This window comes from Marinomonas spartinae, from assembly GCF_900089775.1.
In the GTDB taxonomy this organism is placed as follows: Bacteria; Pseudomonadota; Gammaproteobacteria; order Pseudomonadales; family Marinomonadaceae; genus Marinomonas; species Marinomonas spartinae.
Genome location: NZ_FLOB01000003.1, coordinates 385869 through 404835 on the forward strand (window position 1 = coordinate 385869; position 18967 = coordinate 404835).

Sequence of the window (18967 nt, forward strand, 5' to 3'; positions counted from 1 at the left end):
TTTAGGGTAATAGAACACAAAAGATAGAAGAGATGATCGAGATGAATAGAAATCTAAGAATTAGGCCCTATACCTTTTACCCCTCACTTACTATTTTAGGAATGCTGAGCTACTTAGCACTTTTTGACAATGCAAACTTTCTAGCAATAACGTCTCTAATACATCATTGGTTGTTAGATAACTTTGGCTGGATGTACCTCCTCTCCGCGTTTTCATTAGTCATCACGTGTTTTGTGGTTTCTTGGGAATGATTATTGCGGTGTGCGCTCAAATATTCTTATTACGTTCGTGCTTCTCCAAGTCGATGAAAAACAAAACAACAGTTAAATATCTTCACAACGTTTCCACTAACAGCATATGAAGAATATACCATTTTCAAACAGCATCCATTTGAAATTAAAGGACTTTTCATTATGAGATCTACAAACAATCAAGATCAAAATACACGCTCTGAATTAGACAGCCTTGCTCAGATGATTAATATGTCTGACTACCCTCTAAATGACAAAGATTCGGCGGCCTATAAACAAGCAGTACTTACTTGTCAGCAACAGCTTGAAAATGATGGTTGCGCTCACTTACCCAACTTCATTCGCGAAGATAAAATCGAGTTAATTAGAGAGCAGAGCGAAAATGTCTCCCACTTGGCCCACTTTCACGAAAATAAAGTGACGCCTTATGCCACCGAAGGCAACCCTGAATTAGGCGAAAGCCACCCTGTTAATCGATATCAACAGTTTAGCAATGGCTTTGTTGCGAAAGACCTATTGCCAGAAAACATGATCATTAAACAACTTTATAAGAATACGGTTTTCCAAGCTTTCATTGCTGAGTGCTTGGGGAAAGACAACATTTATGAATATGCAGACCCCATTGCAGGCTTAGTGATTAATACAATGCCGGAGAATACGTCATTGCCTTGGCACTATGATACGAATGAATTCATTGTCAGTTTGATGACGCGTCGACCAGAAAAAGGTGGCGAATTTCAATATTCTCCTAGGCTGCGTCAACCAGGTAACGAAAACTACGAAGAAGTGCAAAACATTCTCGATGGTGATCTGACTAAAGTCAAATCACTTACGCTGAATACAGGTGACCTACAAATGTTTAAAGGCCGCTTCTCTATGCACCGTGTCGCATCATGTAAAGGAACCAGACTATGTGCGCTTTTTGGCTATGCCGAAAGACCAGGAATGATCGGAAAAATCAAACGAACAAAAGACGTGTATGGACGGGTAACTGAGGCTCACATCAAGGCTGAACAAGAAACAAGAGAAGATGGTTTAGCAGGCTAAATTCAGCCTTCTAGGATCAGTCTAAAAACAATTTTTAATACTTTAAACTACTGAAATTCAAAAGGCATGCCTAAAAATGCGCTATTCAACTTTCGATTTTTTCAATCAAGTCATCGATAAAGACTTAGAAGATCGTGTTGCCATGTATCGACTCAATCGACTAAAAGAACAAATTACTCACTTCCAACTTGATGCTGTGGTGTTATTTGAGCCGGTTAATATTCGCTATGCTTGTGGTGTTCGTAACATGCAGGTGTACTCTCAACGCAACCCTGCTCGTTACTTAATTGTCCCTGCGGAAGGGCCCGTTGCTCTTTTTGAGTATCGCTCATGTGCCCATTTAACAGAAGGTATCGTGACGCTGAATGAAGTACACCCAGCCAGCCCTATCATGCCCCTACACAGTGGAGATCACTCTCATCGGCATGTGCAAAGCTTCATTGCCTCATTAAAAGACATTCTTAGCCGATCGACTCAACACTTCGGTCGCATTGGTATTGAATCAGCACCAACGGAATTATTAGCCGATACAATGAAAGCGGGATTTGAGATAATAGACGCTTCTCGTCCTATTGACGTGGCGAAGTCTATTAAAAGCTTAGATGAACTCACCCTTATCGCTCGCTCTGTCACTTTAACCGAGAGAGCGATGTCCGTTCTCGAAGACTACCTTAAACCCGGCATTACAGAAAACGAAGCATGGGCCGTTTTTAACAAAGAAGTGCTCGCAACAGGTGGCGAGTATGCAGAAACTCGCTTATTTACCTCTGGCAATCGCACCAACCCATGGTTCCAAGAGTGCTCCGATAAAGTCATGAACGCGGGTGAACTGGTTGCTTTTGATACCGATACGGTTGGTATTTTTGGCTACTACACTGACTTTTCTCGAACGTTCATCATTCCAGGCAAAGAAGCCACACCAACTCAAAAGGCTTTGTATCAGCTATCTAGCGAGGAAATAGAAACCAATATTGCACTCATTAAACCCGGAATGAGCTTTAGAGAATATTCTCAAAAAGCGTGGAAAATCCCTGAAGAATATCAAAAAAACCGTTATCTAGCAGTGGTACATGGCTGTGGAATGACGGGAGAATGGCCAATCATTTCCCACAACATGGATTGGGATGAAGTCGGTTATGACGGCATCATTCAACCTGGTATGACACTCTGTGTTGAATCCTACATTGGCCGTGAATCTTGTGAAGAAGGTGTGAAGCTAGAAGAACAAGTTCTGGTGACCGAAACCGGCGTTAGAAGAATGTCATCTTATGGGTACTCAGATGAACTTTTGCGCTAGATCTATAGCTTCTTGATTAATCACTTTCGTAAAATGTCCCAAGCAAGGAAATAACTCGCTTGGGGCCGCTTGAGTTTAGTTTTGCGACACCTATCAATAGGGCCGAGCCTGATTACCTAACCAATCAAAGAAAACTGAAGCTTCATGGGAAAGCTTAACACCCGAGCGACACACCAAATAAAACGACTCACTGGCAGGCACTCGCTGATCAAACAACTCAACTAGACGACCATCAGCTAACGCATCTTCGACCATAGAGGAACGCGCTAGACCAACACCTAACCCAACCTCAGCCATTTTGATGGCGGCAAGCAGTGTATCCAGTTGCATACCTTGCGAAGGATCCACAGAGACTTCATTCACCATAGAAAGCCAATACCCCCAACCTTCTTCATAGCCCATTACGTGAAGCAAGGTGTGCTCCGCTAGATCGGCAATGGACTCAATGGGCTGTTTCTCTATCAGGCTTGGGGAGCACACAGGAAACAAGGTGTCCCAAGTTAAGCGCTGAGACAAGAGTCCTGGCCAATGACCATTTCCCCAACGGATTTCCAATTCGTCTTCATCCCCCATATCACGCACCCAAAGATTGCTCAAATATCGCAAATCAATATTAGGATGCATAACCTTAAAATCATTGAGTTTAGGGGCAAGCCAAAGTGTCAAAAAAGACAAGCTACCGCGAATTTTCACTAAAGATCGATCTTCTTTGCTAAATAATTCACTGGTTGCCGCCGCAAGACGTGACACTGAATCCTGTACCACCGGAAGATATGATTGACCTTCCTCGGTCAAGCTCAACCCCCTAGGCAAACGTTTAAACAAGTCCACCCCTAAATGACTTTCTAGCAGGCGAATTTGCTGACTAACCGCTCCTTGAGTGAGATTCAATTCTTGGGCGGCACGAGTAAAATTTAAACTTCGTGCCGATACTTCAAACGTGCGTAGCCAATTCAATGGTGGTAAGGTTTTGCGACTCATAAGAGGACTCTTTAAGGTTCAAGACCGTATCGAAATACGTTTTCTATTAGGTTACCTCACCCCAAATGGGTTGCAAGAAAAAGTCGGCAAAACGGATCAACAGGGCCATCGCTGCGAGACTTGATAATATACTGGTTAGTGCTATCTCTGCTGGCGCTATCTCAGTTAATAATCCCTGCTAACACTTTATCACTTGTCCTCCCCACTTTTGACCAGAGATTATTGTCACCACGTTTGAGTCAAGCTAGTTTGAGTCGCCTCAAAGGCTTGTTTAAGGTCACTAATAAGATCCTCGGTCTCTTCTATCCCAACCGAAATACGCACCAAACCTTCTGATATCCCCAACGCCAAGCGCTCTTCTAAGGTATTTTCTACATGACTTGTGGTGCGAGCGGGGCCGTAAATAGTCTCAACCGCCCCAAGATTTCCCGCACAATGGGCGTATTGCAGCTTAGGTAACAAAACTTTCACTGTCTCCATACCGCCTTTTAGAACAAAGCTCACAATGGCACCAAAGCCCCGCATTTGCTGCTGGGCAATGGCGTGGTTCAGGTGTGTTGCCAACCCGGGATAATTCACACTTTCCACTAATGGTTGAGTCAGTAGAAATTCAGCTAACACTCCTGCACTGTATTGTTGTTGACGAAAACGCAGCGCCAAGGTCTTTATTCCGCGAATGATCAAATACGCCGCAAATGGGTCGAGTGCTGCGCCATTGATCTCACGATAATGCCGCACTGGATCCATTAAGCTTTTGGTACCACAGGCAATCCCACCCATTACATCACCGTGACCGCTCAAATACTTTGTGACACTGTGCAACACCACATCAACGCCCATAGATAATGGGTTTTGATTGATTGGTGTAGCGAAGGTGTTATCGGCAACGACCAGTGCACCGGCTTTTTTCGCGGCGTTTACTAAACGCTGGATATCTAAAATTTTTAGCGTGGGATTGGTAGGCGTTTCTAGATATAAAAGATCACACCCTAAGGCAATTTGACGCTCGATTTCATCATGATCCAGGGTATCGCACAGCACAACCTCAACTCCCATTCGAGGTAGAAACTCCTCAAATATTTTGTTGGTGCCACCATAGCTGTCTTTTGTCGACACCACACGTTGCCCTTGGCATAAGAAGGTATAGAGCACACTGCTGATCACCCCCATACCACTGCTAAAAGCGACCGCCGCCTCCGCCTTTTCAAGGGCACATAATTTCGCTTCCAACACTTCCACCGTTGGATTGCTCATGCGGCCATAAATGTGTCCTGGCTGCTGACCTAACGCCACGTCATACCATTCATCAATGTCGCTGTACGCATGAGCAGCACTGGCCACAATCGGCGTCTGCGTTGCTCTATATGGGTGACCCAATTCTTCACCCCCCCAAACGGTTAGGGTTGCAAGTTGTGCCTGATGTAACGTTTTATCTTGTCCACTTTGCTTCATGTGTTGCCTTTATCGCTAGAGGGTCATCTATTATTAAGACCCAATATAGCCAAAAGAACACCACTCTAGAATCGATGCAATCACGGTCTAAGACCCTGTTTTTTTAATTGATGGTGTCATTTATTTCTCAATTTAAAGTGTTTTAATACAATTGACAGCGATTTTATAATGAATAGCATTCACTCAAACACGAAATATGGCTAAAATAGCCCCATCAAAATATGACTTGGATTAAAGACGATGCAGACTACAACCATTTTAGATGGCGGTATGAGCCGCGAATTGGAACGCCATGGTGCCCCTTTTAGGCAACCCGAGTGGTCCGCTTTAGCAATGATTGAAACACCAGAGATTGTTAAAACAGTTCATAAAGCCTTTATTGAAGCTGGATCCCAAGTTATCACAACCAACAGCTACGCCTTGGTGCCTTTTCATATTGGTGAAGAGCGTTTTCAGCAAGAAGGTAGCGAGTTGGTAACACGAAGCGCTCTTATGGCGAAAGAGGCAGTCAAAGAAAGTGAAAAAGACGCGAAAGTAGCGGGGTCTATTCCACCTATTTTTGGCTCCTACCGCGCCGATCTTTATCAAGCAGACCAGATTGAAGCGCTAGCAAGCCCCATCATTAGCGCACTTACGCCTCACATTGATATTTGGCTAAACGAGACACAAAGCTTGCTAGCAGAGTCTCTGGCCATTAAGGCATTAGTAGATAAAATAGACCTTCAGAATAAGCCATATTGGGTATCCTTCACCCTGGAAGATTCCGAAGCATGCGAGCAACCTCGCCTACGCTCCGGTGAAACCGTTGTTGAAGCGGTTAACACCATGATGGCACAAAAGGTTGATGCGATTCTCTTTAATTGCTGCCAACCAGAAGTTATTTCAGAAGCCATTCGAATTGCCAGCAAACTCATTCAATCAGCCGATCACCCCATTCAAATCGGTGCATACGCTAACGCCTTTGCCCCTCAGCCTAAAAATGCTACGGCAAACGAAGGACTTGATGAAGTTCGTAAAGATTTAACACCTGACAGTTACTTAACATGGGCCAAAGAGTGGCAAGACTTGGGAGCAAATTTAATCGGGGGATGCTGTGGCATAGGCACAGAACATATTAAGGTGCTTGCAGAGTCCCTAACTGAACTCTCATAGCATCTTTAGTTGCCTATATTGGACGTGGCAAAACGGTTGGCAATAAAATCAAGAAATACACGCATTTTATTTGGCATAAAGCGCATGGCATTAAATTGCATATAAATGCCCCCCTGAAATTCACTGTGTACTTGCCAATTGGGCAACACTTCAATCACTTCGCCCTTCTTTAGAGCGGATTGCACAACAAATTCCGGAAAGATACCAATGCCTAAACCACGTTTTACCCCCGCTAAGCGCATCTCAGAGTGATTATTGATATAACGACCGTCCACCGTAATAGAAACTTTTCTATCACCCTGACTCAAAACCCATTGATTGTCGCCGTCAAAAAGCCCTAACGGTAAGCAATCATGTTCTACCAATTGTTCTGGAGATTCCGGCAAGCCGCGCACTCTAAGATAGCCAGGGCTGGCGCACAATACAGAACGTATGGTGCCAACTTGCTTACTGACAAGATGCTCATAAGGCTGTTCTGCGACTCGAAATACAATATCCACCTCATGATAAGCTGGATCAAGTCGTAAATCAGTGACTTGAACATGCAACGAAATATACGGATAGCATTCGGTAAACGCCAATAAAAAAGGCTCTAATACTTGTCTTGCAAAGGCTTTGGGCGCAGCAATGCGTAATCGCCCCTTCGCTTCATTAGCATTCTGCTCCGAAGCCAGCACGGCTTCTTTGGCACTGTCGAGCATATTTCGACATTGCTCATAGACAGCAAGCCCGATCAAGGTCGTGGTTTGCCTCCGCGTGGTACGTTCAATGAGTACCGATGACAACGCTGTTTCCATTCGGGACACCTGACGACTGACCCCTGAAGGGGTAATACCAAGCTTTTCAGCCGCTTTAGTAAAGCTTCCCGTTTCCACAACCGCAACAAACGCTGCCATATCTGGCAGTAAGCTAATGAGTTTATTTGTGTTCATGAGTCATAAGTATTGTGATTATTTGGCTAATTATCATTTATATAAACACAAGCTAGCATGCTTTATCGAATCACTCACCCTTTTATAGAGAAAAAGCATGTCATCACAAACGTTAACTAACTCATCCGTTTTTTCAAAACTTCCTATGGCTGAATTATCACTTCTATTAACCGCCTTCTTTTGGGGAACCAGCTATGGCATCACAAAAGACGCCTTAGTCTATACTGGCGTGCTCGCATTTATTGTGATCCGCTTTGGCGTCACCTCGATCTTACTCGCCCCTATTTTTATCAAGGAGTTACGTTCAGGGTTAGCAAAAGATTGGCAATTCGCCCTACCCACAGGAGGCATTCTACTGTGCATATTTCTAGCGGAAACCTATGGTGTGCTTCATACCAGCGCCTCAAAAGCAGCGTTTTTAATCAGCCTGTGTGTGCTCATGACACCATTTGTAGAAGCCATCACAGAGCGAAGATTACCCAGCGTTAATATTGTCTTATTTGCCCTACTGTCGTTATTCGGCGTCTTCTTGCTCACCACACCAAACACATCCCAAGAAGCACTTAGTTTTCATTCTTTTGATGTACTTTCTTTGGAACTTAATAAGGGAGACTGCTTTATTCTACTTGCCGCGTTTTTACGTGCCTGCATGGTAGTCGCCACCAAGACGCTCTTAAAAGGAAAAAACCTATCCGCCCTCAGTACAACAAGCATCCAAGCCAATGTGGTTACCCTAGGGGCTTTATTGATTTTTGTTAGCGAAGACTATCCGATAGAACAGCTATTTCCAGCTCATCTGGATTTTTGGTTAGCCGCCTTTTATCTCGCGCTGTGCTGCACCTTTTTTGCCTTGTTTGCGCAAAATTTTGGCGTGAGACATACCTCACCATCACGCGTTGCCTTACTCACTGGGTCAGAACCAGCCTTTGGTGCTTTATTTGCCTACTACTGGTTAGGTGAGTCGTTGGGGGGGATACAAATGCTAGGGGCGATTTGTATTTTAGCGGCGACAATAATGGCAACTATAAGAAAATAAACACCGTTTAAGCAAATAAAAAACCCCAGTAAGACTTTTATCATACTGGGGTTCTTGTATTTTATTTTGCTATTAAGCAGTTCAACTCATTGGCAACACATCACCAAAAAGACAACTAATACAGCGTTTTCATCGGCAAATAATAGCGTTTTATCGTCTTAGGTTTTGGGCAGGTTGGCGTCATCGCTTTTTCGCTCAATAAGACCCAATCCTTACCGTGCGCTCGACCCAAGTCTTTCGCTTTGCTTAAATCAAAGCATTGAATATTTTTGTCCCTTGCCGTCATCACATAACGATCGGCCTTCTCACTCATCCATAGCCAAGCATTCCTATCTTGCTCTTGGGTGCTCGCTAAATAACTAAATTGAGTAAGCGGTATCGGTGAGAAGAGCAAGAACTGTTCTTTAAAACGCGTCATACCAAGCTGACCATTGGGACCAATATCATGGGCAACTGTAGCCATAATGCCTTTCGCAGGTGTTCTAATCGGGTTAAATAGCACATATCCTACCGTACTGTACAGTATCCAGGTAATCGCAAAGGCCGCCCAATAAGCACTAAGATTGACCTTATTGCGTTTCCATAACAATATAGCAAACCAACATAAAGACGCCGCCAAAAACAGCATACCAAAAGGAAAAGTATGATCTCCCACTTGCTTGGTTACCGCATGAGACTTGGTAAAGCACATCACTGCCGCAACCATAAAGAGGGAGCCAAACAGTACAAAACCTACTTGCAAGACACGCTTAAACCAAGTTTGTAATCCTGTCTTAGTGAAATGAGCTCCCACCACCAACGCCATTACAGGCAGTGCTGGCAAAATATATAAATTACGCTTACCGGGACTGATACTAAAGAAAACAATTACCAGTACAACCCATAACAACATACTGAAGACAACAGGAGAAACCTTCACCTCACGCCAAAAAGATTTGGTAAATAAAAAGGTATAGAGAGGGAACCACAGCAGAGGAATCACATCGACTAAAAAATAATACCAGGGATTAATATGCCCCCAAGAGTCTGCATAACGCTGACCAGTCTGTTTAAATAAAATATTATCACGATAGGCAATAAAATCAGGGTTATGACTGTGCTCGGCAATGTACAACATGGGCAATAACCAGGCAGCAACAACCAATAGCATCATGAATGGCCCAAATAATAGCGACCAATTTATCTGCGTTTTTTCAAAACGATGCTTCCCGGTAAAGTGCAAAAACAACACAGGAACAAGCAAGAATATCGGTAAAAATCCAACGCCTTTGGTGATAATTCCCAGCCCCATAAAGGCCCAGCTTGTTAGATACCATTTTAAACTGGCTTGATAAAAAAAGTGCCGTAACAGGCCATACATGGCAATCATAATCCAACAAGCAACGGTGGCATCAATCTGAGCAGACTTTGATTGGATAATGAATTGTGGGGTAATAAGCAACAGCAAACAAGCATTGCGAGCCGTCTTAACATTCCAAAGTTTTGCCGCAATATCAAAGACACAAAATAAAGAAACTAAACTCGCCAACGCATCTGGAATCAAAAACGTCGCCTTTAAGCTACCAGTCAACCAATACAAAGAGGCCAGTAACCACATAAAAACGGGCGGTTTATCTGGGTACAACTCACCACCACGCATGGGAAAAAACCAGTTTCCCGAGTTGACCATTTCCTTTGCCACTTCCACAAACCGAGGCTCATCGGCTGGCCAAGGATCACGTAACCCGATTCCGGCTAAAATGACCACAGCAGCCACTAAAAATAACAACCAGAAGGTTCGTTTATAATCATAATCCGTGTTATGCATCGATTGAGTCGACATCATATGTTACTTTCCACATTCAGTTTTGAGAGTTTATGTTTCAAATGATCTCTGTAAATTAAGCCTGTTAACACGAAGCTTAATAGGGACAATCCAACACTAAGATAAATCATGCTGTGGTCGGCAGCATTAATACCACCGCCTACAAGAGTAAATACCAATGTTTGTGGAAAATACCCTAATACGCTGGCCCCTAAAAATGCAGGCAATGGTACACCAACACTGCCAGATAATAGATTGGTAACCAGATTACTTCCAACAGGCAATAAACGAAGTGTCAGAATTTTCATGAAAGGAGCTCGGCTCGCAAATTGATTAAACTTATGCATGCGAATGGGAAAACGGCGTGCAAGCATATGAGCAAACACCATCCTAGCAGCCAAATAATTTCCCATAGCGGCTAACAAACAAACACCAATAGCAACCAAAAGGCCCACCGTTACACCGTAAATGTACCCAAACATAAAAGCGACAGCTTGCCTTGGACCACCTAGACCAACAAACAGCATCGCTGCAATGGCGACAAGGGCATGACCAGTCCAGCCATGATAGCGCAAATACTGAGACAACCAGTTTTTATCAGACAAATGCTCTAAGATGGGGTTGAGGCCTCCAGTCAATAACAAAGCCACTAACAGAGCGACAAGTACCCACTTTAGCCACTTCATGGATTAGTCCTGATTTGAAAAAGTCTTAGCAATAACAGGGTGTTTGGCACGCTTATTCAACCAAATAACGCCCATAATATCGACAATCCCAACCCAAGCACGGTTCCATGCATTGTAGTTAGAAACCCCCGCATTACGATCCCGATGATTCACTTGGCACACTACAATCTCACCATCTATTCGTTTAATCAACGCGGGTAGGAAACGATGCATATGATCAAAATAAGGTAACATTAGAAAGGTATTCTTAGGAAACAACTTAAGCCCACAACCCGAATCTGGCACACCATCATTCAGTAGTTTTTGACGAATATTATTAGCAACTCGTGACTGAAAACGAACCCAAGCGGTATCTAGACGCTTTTTTCGGTAACCAGCTACACAGAAATGCTCACTGTTTAACTGGGCAGCTTGATGAATAAGTCTAGGGTAGTCACTTGGGTCATTTTGACCATCCGCATCGGAGGTGATAATCCATTCGCCTTTTGCTTGCCTAACAGCTGATAACACGGCCGTACTTTGACCGCAGCTTCTAGCATGGTAAACCACTTGCAGTTGACAACCGATCTCTTTCGCCGTATCTATAGCAACTTGTGCTGTGTTGTCGTCACTACCATCATCCGTCAGAACAATTTCAAATCTATACTCTGAGGAGAGGCTTGCATATATTTCTCTAATCAATAATCCGATATTCCCCTGCTCATTTTTTGCGGGCAATACAACGGACAAAAACGGTACCATACCAACCTCTAATTCAGTATTAATGAGCCCAGTTCCCTTGTACAAAATAGCAAAAGATCCCAAGCTAAACTAGTAATATAAAAAACCGGCCAATGATCCCATGAATACAATGAAAAAGCACAAATCTTGGATGAAGATCAAACATTTTCCTTAATCTAAGACTTTTTCATAGATAAAATAACGTTCTATTTTAATGCGACCAAAAAGCCACAAATTTACTTTTTGATTACAAATCACTTACATAACAGCATGTATCTCAGACAATAATCTACCTGCATAGATTACAAACAAATTAAATCGGAAGAATATTGGATAGATATGAAATTTTATTATCTTCAGCATAACTAAATAAACATAAATCATCATTGCAGATCAAAATACATTACTAAGAAGATAATCATAATAAAAAATTATTATAGATTATCAGTGACGATTCTAAACTGCGACTCACCGCCAGCATTTGTATACCTGACTTTATATATCACCATCGTTGATGGAAACACACCTGTATACTCCATCAATCCAAGTGGCCTGAACAAAGAAATCGTCATCCAATGCCACCACACTGGCACGATACCCTGGTTTGATACGTCCAAATTGGTCGTCAATGCCTAAAAACTCTGCTGGTCTTAAAGATGCCATCTGTAATGCTTCTGTTGGAGTACGACCAATCAGAGAAATCGTATTGCGAACCGCTGTGGCCATATCTAAATCCGAGCCCGCTAACGTGCCATCTTCTGTCGTTACCCGTCCATCGCTACGTAATACTTTCTTCCCTAGAAAAGCCATTTCTTTTTCATGAGATCCCACACTTTGAATCGCATCGGTTACCAAAAGCATGTGCTCACATCCTTTCGCGGCCATCGCTACACGCATAGTGGCAGGGTGAACATGATGACCATCGGCAATCAACCCACACCAAGTCAGCAGATCCGTTTGTAATGCAGCCCCTACTACACCTGACTCACAACTAGTTAACGGCGTCATGGCATTAAAAAAATGGGTAAAACCACGAGCTCCGCTTTTTACTACCTGCCTCGCCTGCTCATACGATGCCGCTGAATACCCAGCCTCCCTCTCGGACACAACCTACTCAACACCCCCATCAAGTACTTGCTCCGGCGCTAAGATCCTCATTAATTTGCCAAATTGGCTAACCTCTAACAATGACGACAGCTTGTTTTCTGTTGGTTTACGCAATTTAGATTCATTATGCACTCCTTTGCGAATGGGATTAAGATAAGGCCCTTCATACTGAAAACCGAGAACACCACTCATTTTTTCTTTAAGACCTTGGCAAACCGTTTGATGTGTCTGAGACATACTCTCATAATCATCTGAAAAAGGTGCAGGGACACATGTCAACGAACGGGTTGAACAACCACTCAACCATCTTCGTAGCTGTACTGAAGTTATGATGGCTCGAGGTAAAGAAATCACCTCTAAATAGCTTGACCGATCCCTCGGCATGCCCCATGAAGATGAACGCAACGCTTTACAACTATCGTCTGAACAAGAGGTGGTTCGTTTTTATCGCTTACGCTATGCTGATGGCAACCCCATGGCGTTGGAGATGGCGACCATTCCCAGCCGCTACATAGTGAATCCGTTTGCTATGGAAGGGTCTCTCTATGCTCTATTGGAAAAACAAGGTTGTCGCCCGGTTCGTGCTTTTCAACGCCTTCGCGCCATTAGTATTGATGAGCAATATGCTTAACCATCAGGTTGTTAACTTGTCATGTTCGACAACCTGATATTGGGCTTGATCCAGCGCGATGCTTTAGCTTGATATAGCCCCTAAGCAGGTAACCACTTAAAATATTCACCAAGCCCCGCCAGTATATTGGTTGTCGCGATAGCAGACAAAATCAACCCCATCACGCGACTCACCACGCTCGCACCACTGCTACCGATCAGTCGGTGAATAACACCTGCAAGCAACATAAAAATATACGCTACAAACAGTACAACCAACATCACTAAAGCGGTTTGCGTCTGTTCCCAGAGACTAAATAGATTATTCTCTGTCAACAATACTGCCGCAAGCATTGCCCCTGGACTAGCAATAGAAGGCACCGCAAGTGGAAAAATAGCCGTTTCTTTATGATCCCCTTGTAACAACTTAATCTCTTCTTCTGGCTTGCTATCCCCAAAAATCATATTTAACGCAAACAAGAAAAGCACAATGCCACCCGATATCTGAAACGCGGGCAAAGGAATGGATAAAGCTTTTAGTATTAACTCCCCCATCACGACAAAAAAGATCAAGACACCAGCAGAGACCAACGTTGCTAGCAACGCGATATGCCGCTTCGTTTTTTGATCATATTGATCCGTCACAGCGATAAAAACGGGTATGGTTCCAATCGGGTCAATTACAGCAAAAAAGGTTATAAATACCGCAATAAAATCTATCATCCAGAAAAAAGTCCCACTAAATACCCATATTATCCAGCAGCATGATGTGTCAGCCTTTTATCACATAAAGCTTAGCTGCCATCACTTTCATTCACCTTCTCTTTCGCCAACTTTAAAAAGCGCTTATGAATTTGGTGCGTTGCCAACCACACCCCACCTACAACAACGGGAACGGCAATCCCCATAGCCAAACTTTTATCAAAATGGACGCCTCTATCGTATAGCGCTTGCATAAGAAACTTTAACAACCCAATGCTGTAATAACTGATCGCAGCAACCGATAATCCTTCCACTGTGTGCTGCATCGCCAATTGGATTTTTGAGCGACGATCCATTGACGCCAATAGTGATTGGTTTTGTGATTGAATCGACATTTCCACTTGAGTTCGCATCATGTCAGAGACCCGATCAATGCGCCTTGACAGATTTTCTAAATGTTCGCCCGTGGCTTTACAGGTTCGCACAGCGGGCGTAAGTCGGCGGGTCATAAACTCGGTAATGGTTAAATGTCCCGACACTTCATCTTCTTTGAGCTCATTTAAATTTTTAATCACCAAATCATGGTAAGCATTGGTCGCACTGAAACGAAACGTTGTTTGTGCTCGGGCTGCTTCCACCCAAGCTGCCATATTAATGAGTTCAGTCAACAAAGCCTGCTCATCTAATTCCTCTTTGGCGTCTGCCAGCCGCGCGGTCATCATCGCCAACTGTTGGTCCATTTGCGCCAATTGGGGATTGTATTTGCGTGCAATAGGTAGAGCCAATAAAGCAAACAAGCGATAGGTTTCTATTTCAACCACTCGCTGTACCATCCGGCCCAATTGGCTGTCACTCATATTTTTGTTATATATCAAAAAACGACCACAACCATCACTATGAAGCCGGAAAGTGGTCCAGACTTGCGCGTCACCATTTTGTGGACGGCTTCCCACTAATCTCATCTCTTCAAAATATCCCTTCACCTCGAATAGGTCTGGCTCAGGTTGAGTACGAGCATCGGCAATCTCCACATGGAACGCAGCGATAACCGTACCTGGAATGGCTGCCAGCCAGTCTTTTGGTAGCAAACTCAAGGGGTTGTCAACAAAATGCCCATCGGGAACCTCTTTTTTGGTGATGACCATGTAAGAGGTAAACTCTAAGTGCTTATCACGTCTAATACGGAATTCACCGAAATCAACATCGAAGCAGACACCATCCTCTAAAGGAGGTACTTGGCCAAAGTCCTCGTATAGAGCGCAAAACACATCAAACTCTTTCTGCTTCTGTTCAGGAGTAAGCAAAATGGCCAGATAACTTACCTGTGCTGGACTTGGTAACACTTGAAAGGGTCGTGAATGCATTTCAGCATAAAGCGTTTCACGAGAGGGATGTAAGGTTAAGCCGTAAGCATTATTCGAAGAATTCACAAAACGCCCCAAGTTAGAGAATGACATCCTACTGTAACAAAGGATTATTAAATGAATAAACGGTTATTGCTACTTAAGCAGGAAAATAGGATTAAAAATGAGTAAATAACTTACCTTAACCAAGATATTAACTTTTTTGTTCTTCCAAGAGACCTGACAGGTTCTGGCTGTCATCGCCACTAACCCAATACACTCTATTTTTTCCTTCCTTTTTTGCAAGATACAACATTTTATCCGCTGAACTGAAAAACTCGTCAATGTCATGGGAGCTTGATGGACTGCAAGTCGCTCCTCCGACACTTATAGTGACAGTGCCAACACGCTTATCATCAGCATGGTAAGGTAAATCTAATTGTTCTACTGCTTTAAGACAATTACGCACAATAGTCAAAGACTCTTCTTTCGACAAACGAGGTAAAAGGACAACAAACTCTTCTCCACCATAACGCGCCACTAGGTATGTTTCATGGTTAAATTGCTTAGAAAAGACACTCGCCACTTGTTGGAGCACACAATCACCAGCAGCGTGACCATGGCAATCATTGTATTGCTTGAAATTATCAATATCTATAATGGCCAGAGAGATATGATGCTGATTAGTAATTGCTAAATCCCATTCCATTGAAATAGCATCTTGGTATTTACGACGATTGGCAAGCGATGTTAAAGGATCAATATTGGCTAAACGCTCCAGCATCCTTTGCTGCTTAACGAGCTTCAGGTGTAACTGAATACGAGCCCGAACAATATTTGTATGAAGCGGCTTTTGTATGTAATCGTTAGCACCTAGCAATAACCCCTTTTCTTCATGGATTTCATTACTTAGCGCGGTAATGAAAATAATAGGAATAGCACATGTTCGCACATCATGACGCAACTGCATCATGACCTCAAAGCCATCCATACCAGGCATCATCACATCGAGCAAAATTAAGTCAGGTGTCAGCTCAATGGCTTTTCTAATACCTTGTTTGCCACTTTTCGCCAATATCACATCTACGTCATCACGCAATATACTGCTAATGACTTTTAAATTAATAATCTCATCATCAATTACTAAAACTCGTTGTTGCTCAGTCATTTAAGGGCCACCTAAAAGTTCTTGAAGCAGCTAACGAGCCCTGTCTGCGGCCTTTTCATATTGTATTTCATTGCAATAACTTCATAACATTACAACTGTATCAGCATAGCGTATTTCATCATTGTCAAAACAGCGACCTACCCCCAGATTAGACTAATAGATAACAATGAATAGATGTCTCTCACCGGCTAAATAAGCCACTTTAAAAATTGAGGTGTTCGTCGAAAGATCAAAAACGCTGATGCAAAGGTGTATTTGATTTAACACTAATATTTTTGTCAATAAAATGATAGCAATTCGTAAGTAAAATTAATAATCGTAACTTATTCACTTTTCTGGAGAGCATCGAAAGACACACACAATAAGTATAATATAGACCCAACACCGAACCGAAAAACACTGAATACTCTTTTATGCGGTCTAATCCTTGTTACATATGAATGGGATTAAGATAAACTTAACTCTATGTTCTTTTTGGGTATAAACGATTATGAAATGTCATACGTTATCTTGGTCTGTAACTGGTTTCACTAGCATTTTCATCTGCGCTATGCTCTCGATCAGCAATCAAGCTTATGCCCTTGACCTAGTCGCTTTTGGCCGTTCTTGCCTCAACCAAGAAAAAGCGTTAAACGCTGACCGAAAGGCAATTGAAGCCACAGAGTTAGAGAGACTTAGAGCACGACAGCGTCAAAATAGCCTACCTGAAGACGACTATGCCCAGGAGCTCGCCGATTTAGAAAATACTCTTGACGCTTGTCTTGAAACCGAGCCAAACAGTGGCTACTGCCATCAGGTTCGTATGCAGTACGACGAATTACAGTATCGGGCAGAGAAAGCCAGAGAAGACAACTTTACCGAATTAAACAATACCACGTTGGCTAATAATGACTCTCTTTATGAACGCGAGTTATTTATACAAAAAAAAGAGCGATTTGAAGATCTATGTCGGGACAGTGATGCGCACTACTCATTATTAAATAGCCCAAGCGCCTATCAAGCCGTTTGTGGTTCGGCAACAGCTAAGCACTCTATCACCTGCTCATTCACTGATTAGATACGACCAACACCTTTTCATTCTGTGAATAAGGAAGAGAGCAGGTCGGCTTTTTCTTCTAAGTGTCATATTCCCTTTGCATACTAATACATTAGAAGAAAGCTAATAATGCCTATGTGGAGGCTTACTCCTTGTTTAAACGAAATCGGCTAATACGTTGGCCTTATCGGCGCGGCGTAATGCGTCAAACGACAAAAACTCAAAATAACAATGTCATCATTAGCCTAAATCAGACTGGCTCTATTACTCAGGTAGATGATAAGTATCTTTCCTTTTCAATCGATATCTCTGTTCTAGCAGGAGGTTTCTGGTGGGAAGGGAGTACCGGCAGCCAACAGGGATTGGGGACCAAAAAAATTCCACCGTTAAATCTGCAACCTGGAAAGTTGGACAAATTAGTACAAACCTTAGGACCCGCCTATTTAAGGGTTGGAGGCTCTGAGGCAGACAATATCCAATACTTTGACACAACAAATACCTCCAGCGATACTTTGGTATTACGCAAAACCATGTGGGATGACTTACATAAGTTCTGTGAACGCTTGGAACTCTCCCTTATGTTCACATTTAAATATGGCCTTTTTAATCGCCAACAACATGGCCATTGGCAAGCTGACGAGGTCATCAAGTTACTCAAATACAGTCAAGACAACCACCAGCACATCGCTATTTGCGAGCTTGGCAATGAACTCAATGCCTACTGGGCTTTTCATGGCATCACCTCTCAACCCAGAGCTCGTCTTCTTGCGAAAGATTACGACACCTTTATTCGTGCCATTCGACACCATAGCCCAAATAGTAAAATAGCCGGTCCTGGCAGTGCTTTTTGGCCTAGATTAGGCGAAACCATTAAACCCTTTAGCAACATCACCCCAAGCTTTCTGTCCTCTTTAAACGAAAAGCTCGATATTGTTGACTGGCATTACTATCCTTTTCAAAGCAGCCGTTCTCCTATCCGCACTCGCGCCGCTACGCTACGAAACACCTTATCACCTCGCTCGTTACTGGACTTTCAACGCTATTTAACACAGCTCACAACCTATCGAAACAAGTATCAACCACAAGCAGACATATGGACAGGTGAAACAGGCTCAGCACAGTGCGGCGGGGAAGCCAAACTGTCCGATCGCTTTGCCTCTTCTTTTTGGTGGGCCGATCAGCTAGGGAGGGGCGCGCGCCTTGGCCAAAAAGTGATGATCAGGCAGAGCTTGATCGGTGGAGATTATGCACTGATTAACCGTCAATCTCTTAAACTCAATCCTGACTACTGGCTTAGTTGGCTTTGGAAGAAGTTGATGGGTAAAGAAGTTTATGATGTCAAAAGCAGTGACTCAGATGTATTAGTCTACTGCCACAGTGCTCGAAAAGAAGGCAAGTGTACTCTCATGATTCTTAACATGTCGGCACGCCACAAAATCATCCAGTGTCAGGGGTTTGGAACAAAGAAAAGACGTTATGAAATAACGGCAGACTCATTGACATCAAGAAAAATCAGAATCAATGGCATTCGCCCAAAATTTAATGGTGGACAAGTCAAATTAAAAGACTTCCCTGCCTTATCAAAACTGAATGTAGTCAGTGCTTATAGTATTAGTTTCTGGTGTTTTAGTTTATAACGAAACC

General features: G+C 43.1%; 18 protein-coding genes. 7 read left to right on the forward strand and 11 right to left on the reverse strand.

Going from position 1 to position 18967, the window contains the following annotated elements; all coding sequences use genetic code 11:
* Positions 1 to 413 precede the first annotated feature (413 nt).
* Both MSP8886_RS09530 and MSP8886_RS09535 read left to right on the forward strand, forming a co-directional pair.
* Positions 414 to 1298 carry a HalD/BesD family halogenase gene (locus MSP8886_RS09530; RefSeq protein WP_067015560.1) on the forward strand — a complete coding sequence of 295 codons (885 nt, stop codon included), beginning with the start codon at positions 414 to 416 and terminating at the stop codon, positions 1296 to 1298.
* Positions 1299 to 1374: 76 nt separating this feature from the next.
* Positions 1375 to 2595 (forward strand): M24 family metallopeptidase, encoded by a 1221-nt coding sequence (locus tag MSP8886_RS09535; RefSeq protein ID WP_067015563.1) that lies wholly within the window; start codon positions 1375 to 1377, stop codon positions 2593 to 2595.
* A gap of 93 nt (positions 2596 to 2688) precedes the next feature.
* On the opposite strand, the gene MSP8886_RS09540 is transcribed toward MSP8886_RS09535, so the two are convergent.
* Complete coding sequence (locus MSP8886_RS09540; protein ID WP_067015566.1) at positions 2689 to 3576, reverse strand: LysR substrate-binding domain-containing protein; 888 nt, start codon at positions 3574 to 3576, stop codon at positions 2689 to 2691.
* A 225-nt stretch (positions 3577 to 3801) separates the two neighbouring features.
* Positions 3802 to 5028 carry a cystathionine gamma-synthase family protein gene (locus MSP8886_RS09545; protein ID WP_067015569.1) on the reverse strand — a complete coding sequence of 409 codons (1227 nt, stop codon included), beginning with the start codon at positions 5026 to 5028 and terminating at the stop codon, positions 3802 to 3804.
* 240 nt (positions 5029 to 5268) lie between these two features.
* Here MSP8886_RS09545 and MSP8886_RS09550 point away from each other — a divergent pair, with 240 nt between their 5' ends.
* The gene (locus MSP8886_RS09550; protein WP_217491131.1) at positions 5269 to 6180 is read left to right on the forward strand and encodes a homocysteine S-methyltransferase family protein; all 912 of its coding nucleotides are present in this window, start codon (positions 5269 to 5271) and stop codon (positions 6178 to 6180) included.
* A gap of 5 nt (positions 6181 to 6185) precedes the next feature.
* Here MSP8886_RS09550 and MSP8886_RS09555 read toward each other — a convergent pair whose 3' ends face one another.
* Positions 6186 to 7112 carry a LysR family transcriptional regulator gene (locus MSP8886_RS09555; protein ID WP_067015572.1) on the reverse strand — a complete coding sequence of 309 codons (927 nt, stop codon included), beginning with the start codon at positions 7110 to 7112 and terminating at the stop codon, positions 6186 to 6188.
* 97 nt (positions 7113 to 7209) lie between these two features.
* Here MSP8886_RS09555 and MSP8886_RS09560 point away from each other — a divergent pair, with 97 nt between their 5' ends.
* The gene (locus MSP8886_RS09560) at positions 7210 to 8148 is read left to right on the forward strand and encodes a DMT family transporter (RefSeq protein ID WP_067015575.1); all 939 of its coding nucleotides are present in this window, start codon (positions 7210 to 7212) and stop codon (positions 8146 to 8148) included.
* A gap of 115 nt (positions 8149 to 8263) precedes the next feature.
* On the opposite strand, the gene MSP8886_RS09565 is transcribed toward MSP8886_RS09560, so the two are convergent.
* The 5 genes from MSP8886_RS09565 to MSP8886_RS22550 all read right to left on the reverse strand — a co-directional run bounded on the left by MSP8886_RS09565 (position 8264) and on the right by MSP8886_RS22550 (position 12702).
* Positions 8264 to 9973, reverse strand: a complete 1710-nt coding sequence (locus tag MSP8886_RS09565; RefSeq protein ID WP_139063123.1) for an ArnT family glycosyltransferase — start codon at positions 9971 to 9973, stop codon at positions 8264 to 8266.
* Positions 9970 to 10638 (reverse strand): TVP38/TMEM64 family protein, encoded by a 669-nt coding sequence (locus MSP8886_RS09570; RefSeq protein ID WP_067015578.1) that lies wholly within the window; start codon positions 10636 to 10638, stop codon positions 9970 to 9972. The genes MSP8886_RS09565 and MSP8886_RS09570 overlap by 4 nt, the downstream gene beginning before the upstream one ends.
* A gap of 3 nt (positions 10639 to 10641) precedes the next feature.
* A complete protein-coding gene (locus MSP8886_RS09575; protein ID WP_067015581.1) occupies positions 10642 to 11379 on the reverse strand; it encodes a glycosyltransferase family 2 protein in 738 nt (245 codons plus the stop codon).
* 474 nt (positions 11380 to 11853) lie between these two features.
* Positions 11854 to 12465 carry an N-acetylglucosamine-6-phosphate deacetylase gene (locus MSP8886_RS21900; RefSeq protein WP_245659068.1) on the reverse strand — a complete coding sequence of 204 codons (612 nt, stop codon included), beginning with the start codon at positions 12463 to 12465 and terminating at the stop codon, positions 11854 to 11856.
* A gap of 3 nt (positions 12466 to 12468) precedes the next feature.
* Positions 12469 to 12702 (reverse strand): hypothetical protein, encoded by a 234-nt coding sequence (locus MSP8886_RS22550; RefSeq protein WP_067015587.1) that lies wholly within the window; start codon positions 12700 to 12702, stop codon positions 12469 to 12471.
* Positions 12703 to 12847: 145 nt separating this feature from the next.
* On the opposite strand from MSP8886_RS22550, the gene MSP8886_RS22555 reads away from it, so the two are divergent.
* Positions 12848 to 13096 carry a UTRA domain-containing protein gene (locus tag MSP8886_RS22555; RefSeq protein ID WP_245659069.1) on the forward strand — a complete coding sequence of 83 codons (249 nt, stop codon included), beginning with the start codon at positions 12848 to 12850 and terminating at the stop codon, positions 13094 to 13096.
* 80 nt (positions 13097 to 13176) lie between these two features.
* Here MSP8886_RS22555 and MSP8886_RS09595 read toward each other — a convergent pair whose 3' ends face one another.
* From MSP8886_RS09595 to MSP8886_RS09605, 3 genes are all read right to left on the reverse strand, one after another.
* On the reverse strand, positions 13177 to 13797 hold the full coding sequence (locus MSP8886_RS09595) for a MarC family protein (RefSeq protein ID WP_067015590.1): 621 nt from the start codon (positions 13795 to 13797) through the stop codon (positions 13177 to 13179).
* Between the two features lie 71 nt (positions 13798 to 13868).
* On the reverse strand, positions 13869 to 15206 hold the full coding sequence (locus MSP8886_RS09600; RefSeq protein ID WP_245659070.1) for a DUF3422 family protein: 1338 nt from the start codon (positions 15204 to 15206) through the stop codon (positions 13869 to 13871).
* Between the two features lie 127 nt (positions 15207 to 15333).
* Positions 15334 to 16287 (reverse strand): diguanylate cyclase, encoded by a 954-nt coding sequence (locus tag MSP8886_RS09605; protein ID WP_067015597.1) that lies wholly within the window; start codon positions 16285 to 16287, stop codon positions 15334 to 15336.
* Between the two features lie 490 nt (positions 16288 to 16777).
* Here MSP8886_RS09605 and MSP8886_RS09610 point away from each other — a divergent pair, with 490 nt between their 5' ends.
* Together MSP8886_RS09610 and MSP8886_RS09615 are read left to right on the forward strand one after the other, a co-directional pair.
* Positions 16778 to 17344 carry a hypothetical protein gene (locus MSP8886_RS09610; RefSeq protein WP_067015600.1) on the forward strand — a complete coding sequence of 189 codons (567 nt, stop codon included), beginning with the start codon at positions 16778 to 16780 and terminating at the stop codon, positions 17342 to 17344.
* 179 nt (positions 17345 to 17523) lie between these two features.
* Entirely contained in the window at positions 17524 to 18960 is a 1437-nt protein-coding gene (locus tag MSP8886_RS09615) for a glycosyl hydrolase family 79 N-terminal domain-containing protein (RefSeq protein ID WP_067015602.1), read from the forward strand.
* The last annotated feature ends 7 nt before the right edge of the window (positions 18961 to 18967 follow it).